This is a genomic window from Protofrankia sp. Cas4 (genome assembly GCF_963555915.1).
In the GTDB taxonomy this organism is placed as follows: Bacteria; Actinomycetota; Actinomycetes; order Frankiales; family Frankiaceae; genus Protofrankia.
Window position 1 is genome coordinate 1 of record NZ_CAUVXL010000043.1, and the last position, 3,892, is coordinate 3,892.

Genomic DNA, 3,892 nt, shown 5'->3' on the forward strand with positions numbered 1-3,892 from the left:
GATCGACGCGGCCGCGGCGAGGCTGCGCGAGCTCGTCCCGGAGGCGCGTATCGCCACCGCCCACGGCCAGATGGGCGAGGACGCCCTCGAACAGGTGATGGTCGCGTTCTGGGAAAAGCAGTTCGACGTGCTCGTCTGTACCACGATCGTCGAATCCGGGCTCGACATCTCCAATGCCAACACCCTCATCGTGGAACGTGCCGACGTGTTCGGTCTCTCCCAGCTGCACCAGCTGCGGGGACGTGTCGGGCGTGGTCGGGAACGCGCGTATGCGTACTTTCTCTACCCGCCGGACAAACCGCTCACCGAAACCGCGCATGACCGGCTCGCCACCATTGCCCAGCACGCCGACCTCGGCGCCGGTATGGCCGTTGCCATGAAAGACCTGGAAATACGCGGAGCTGGTAACCTCCTCGGCGGCGAACAGTCCGGGCATATCGCCTCGGTCGGTTTCGATCTCTATGTGCGTATGGTCGGCGAGGCTGTCGCGGATTTCAAGGGGACCGCGGTCGAGGAACTGCCCGATGTCAAGGTGGAACTCCCGGTGAACGCGAGCCTGCCGCACGACTACGTCCCGAGCGAGCGGCTGCGTCTGGATGCCTACCGGCGCCTCGCCGGTGCCGCCGACGACGACGACATCGCCGAGGTGCGCGCGGAACTGCTCGACCGGTTCGGCGCGCTGCCGGAGCCGGCGGAGAACCTGCTCGCGGTCGCGTCGCTGCGCGTACTCGCCCGCCGCTACGGCGTCAGCGAGATCACCGTTGCAGGCCGTCAGGTGCGGTTCGCCCCGCTGGAACTGCGCGAAAGCCAGATCATGCGCCTGCAGCGGCTGTACAAGGGGTCCGTGGTCAAGCAGGCGGTGCGTACGATCCTGGTGCCGGCACCGGCGGAATCCCCGCGGATCGGTGCCCGGCCGTTGCGCGACCGCGCCGTCCTCGCCTGGGCCGCCGGCGTACTGGACGCCGTCGTGGGTGACTCGATAGCGGCCGCCGCCACCGCAGCATCCGCATCCCGCTGATCCGCCGGTCCGCCGGTCCGCCGGTCCGCTTCCCAGGATCATGTCTTTGAGTGTCGGGACCCGCCGCATCCGTTCCAGCTGCGTCAGATCCCGGAGGCCCTCATGCTTGACCCTGCGTGTTCTGTATGATCATCAATGGCCGACGCCCACCAGCTCGCCGCCCACCTACGCGAGATCCACCAGCCGGACGGAGTCAACGTCATCCAGTCCACCGGCACGGCGGCAAACCCGTTTGGCACCGGCACATCCGCCTCGTCCCCCGCTGGCACGGCGACCGGTGCGGCCCGATCTGGCCGGCGTAGGCCTCCCGTGACAACCCGGACGGGGGAAACCTGGGAGTCGTTGCTTCTTTCTAGCGTATCCAGTGTGACACCCGCAGAACTACCGGTACCCCTCGGGGGGGGGGAGCGTCAGCCGGCCGGGCAGCCGGGTCACGCAGGTGGTACCCCGCGTGCGGGCACCACCGTCCCGCCGGGGTAAACTCCATGCTTGTGAATCGCCGTAGTCCCGCCTGTGCCGGGCGAGCGCTGTTGGCCGCGTTCTTCGTGGCCGAGGGTCGGCTCCGACAGGGCCAGGCTGCGCGTAGCTTCTCCGCTGGTGACGCCGACCGGGGTACGACGAAAAGCATCGGCATGGCATTCGCCGTGGCAGGGCTCGCCGGCCCGTCGCTGGCATCGGTCAGCAGGGGACGGCTTCCGAGCCCTGTGGGCTGGGTCGGCGTCGCGGTGATGGGCGCCGGCCTGTCACTGCGGGTCTGGTCCGCGCGTACCCTCGGCGCCTGCTACACCCGTACGCTGCGCGTCGAGGCTGACCAGCCCGTCGTCGAGGCCGGCCCGTACGCCTACGTCCGTCACCCCGGCTACGCCGGGGTGACCGCGATGTGGGTCGGCTACGGCCTTGCCTTGACCAGCCTGCCCGCGGTCGCCGCCACCACCGTGCCGATGCTGGTCGCCTACCACCGCCGCATCGCTGCGGAGGAGACGATGCTCACCAACTCTCTCGGCGACCCCTACCGGGCCTACCAACAGCGCACCGCTCGCCTGATCCCGCGTATCTACTGATCCACAACGCAGTCACTCGCAGTGAGCGACCTCATGTCGCGACCACACTTTCGGGGTCAAGTGGGCATGGACCAAAGAACCGGGGTTGCTGTCACATCTGTTGACACCCCGGCTCGTGACAGGTCACCACTCGCCGGGTGGGGCTCCCGACACCGGCTGGCTCCTCTGTCAAGTTGAGCGTCAAGAGGGGAAACAGCGACAGATGCCTGAGGCAACCCGCCCCGCTGCCTCCCGTCACCGACGGCTACGCCAGGTAGTGATCAGTCTCGAATACAGACCAGTCGATTAACGGGGCCTACCAGTGGTGTGATGTGGTCCGTGGTGTCGGCACTTCGCTGGTTTCCGTGCGGTGGTTGATCGTGACGTTCAGGATGAGGGGAGTTTCAGGGTAGCTGTGCCGCCGCCGGCGTTCTCGGAATTTCTGCCGATCTCTCGGCGAAAGCTGCCGGCTACTGATGGACGCCCGCTTGCACGGTCACTAGCTAGAGGTTGAGCGTCAGCTACGAGTCGTCGCGGCCGGAAAAATCGCTGAATGCGCGGTCGAGGTACAGGGCGAGGACTATGTCCCGGTCCGAAATCCGTTGCCCGATATCCCAGGTCGTCAGGTAGACGTTCAGAGTGCGCCAGACGTTTTCCCACCGTGGATGGTGCCATATCGTGATGCAGCCGGGAACGACCAAGATCATGAATCCGATGGCGTCCGTGAACGTCTTGAACTTATACTCGCGGAAGAGTTCTACCCGACTCTGTGACTCGGCCCCAGGAAACGGGCTCGTGATTCTTCGCCAACGATACAGAGATCCATTGAGTGCGGAGGCAATCCGTTCGTCCGACAAAGGATCGGGTTTTTCCTGCATTGGCGCCGGGTAGAGACCGAGGTCCGCGTGGTTCTTGAGCGGAGCCTTCGTCAGCGCCTCGATCCTGCTTATGATCAGTTTGGTGTCGTGATCCCAGTAGTCACGTCGTATCTCAACCGCCTGTCGACGTGGAAGATCAGCAAGTGAAGTTGGGAACTTGTCCGTGGGCGGCATCCGGGCACCTTGCACAAGAACCGGGAGAACCGCCTTTTTCGTCGCGAGTGCATTCTCGAGTTCTCGGCGTACCCAATCATCTGGTTGATCTATCCTCCGATAGCCGAACTCGTCGCTTACGCGTAACCAGTTCACGCCCATGACAGCGAGGACAACTGGGGCAGCCTGGAGTGCGTCTTCGACCTCGCGAGGCCACTCGTCGCCTATCCCTATCGCGGACGTGTCGAGGAAGACGGCCGTGTCTCCGAGCTGTGCGCGAAGCGTCTCCTGAAGCCTTCCGGCCTCGGCGCTGGTGTCATCTCTCCGGTAACTGATGAAGACGACTGTTTCCGCCACTGCCCACCTCACAACCAGTCGACACTCTTATTCCCGGGACGCAGACGATTCTAAAGGGAGCGGCCGGGTACGCCTGCCCGCGTCGGCTGAGCCGGCAACACCGGTTGGCGATCCGGCTCTGGCCGATGGGGCCGAACCGAGCCGGATGGGGACTGTCCGACCATCCCATCCCATCTCATCCCACTGCACTGCCCTGCATCGCACCTGCTGCGCTGTGGTCCGCAATGGATCCAGTGGTGGTCGGGCTGACATGCACACCCAGTACGAACAAATGTTCGACTTTGCGGGCATTTCGGGTTATCGTTGATCTATGCAGAGCGCCACCGCCACCGCCGGCCCGGGCCGGGAGCATCCCGTCCTCGCCGGGCTGGACGCGGTCGCCACCGGCGTGGACGCCCTGGCGCAGGCGACAGTCTGGTCGCTGTCGGACGCCGAGCTGCTCGCCG

Annotated in this window: 3 protein-coding genes; 2 read left to right on the top strand and 1 reads right to left on the bottom strand. The window is 65.4% G+C overall.

Annotated features, from left to right (window positions below):
- Together U9979_RS04465 and U9979_RS04470 are read left to right on the top strand one after the other, a co-directional pair.
- On the top strand, positions 1–1,018 hold a 1,018-nt coding region (locus U9979_RS04465), incomplete at its 5' end, for a TRCF domain-containing protein (RefSeq protein WP_322778378.1).
- A gap of 485 nt (positions 1,019–1,503) precedes the next feature.
- The gene (locus U9979_RS04470; protein WP_322778379.1) at positions 1,504–2,079 is read left to right on the top strand and encodes an isoprenylcysteine carboxylmethyltransferase family protein; all 576 of its coding nucleotides are present in this window, start codon (positions 1,504–1,506) and stop codon (positions 2,077–2,079) included.
- Positions 2,080–2,579: 500 nt separating this feature from the next.
- Here U9979_RS04470 and U9979_RS04475 read toward each other — a convergent pair whose 3' ends face one another.
- Positions 2,580–3,446 carry a 4a-hydroxytetrahydrobiopterin dehydratase gene (locus tag U9979_RS04475; protein ID WP_322778380.1) on the bottom strand — a complete coding sequence of 289 codons (867 nt, stop codon included), beginning with the start codon at positions 3,444–3,446 and terminating at the stop codon, positions 2,580–2,582.
- Positions 3,447–3,892: the final 446 nt, after the last annotated feature.

Coding starts and splice junctions, on each gene's coding strand:
- U9979_RS04470 (WP_322778379.1), top strand. CDS start 1,504: ATGCTTGTGAATCGCCGTAGTCCCGCCTGTGCCGGGCGAGCGCTGTTG.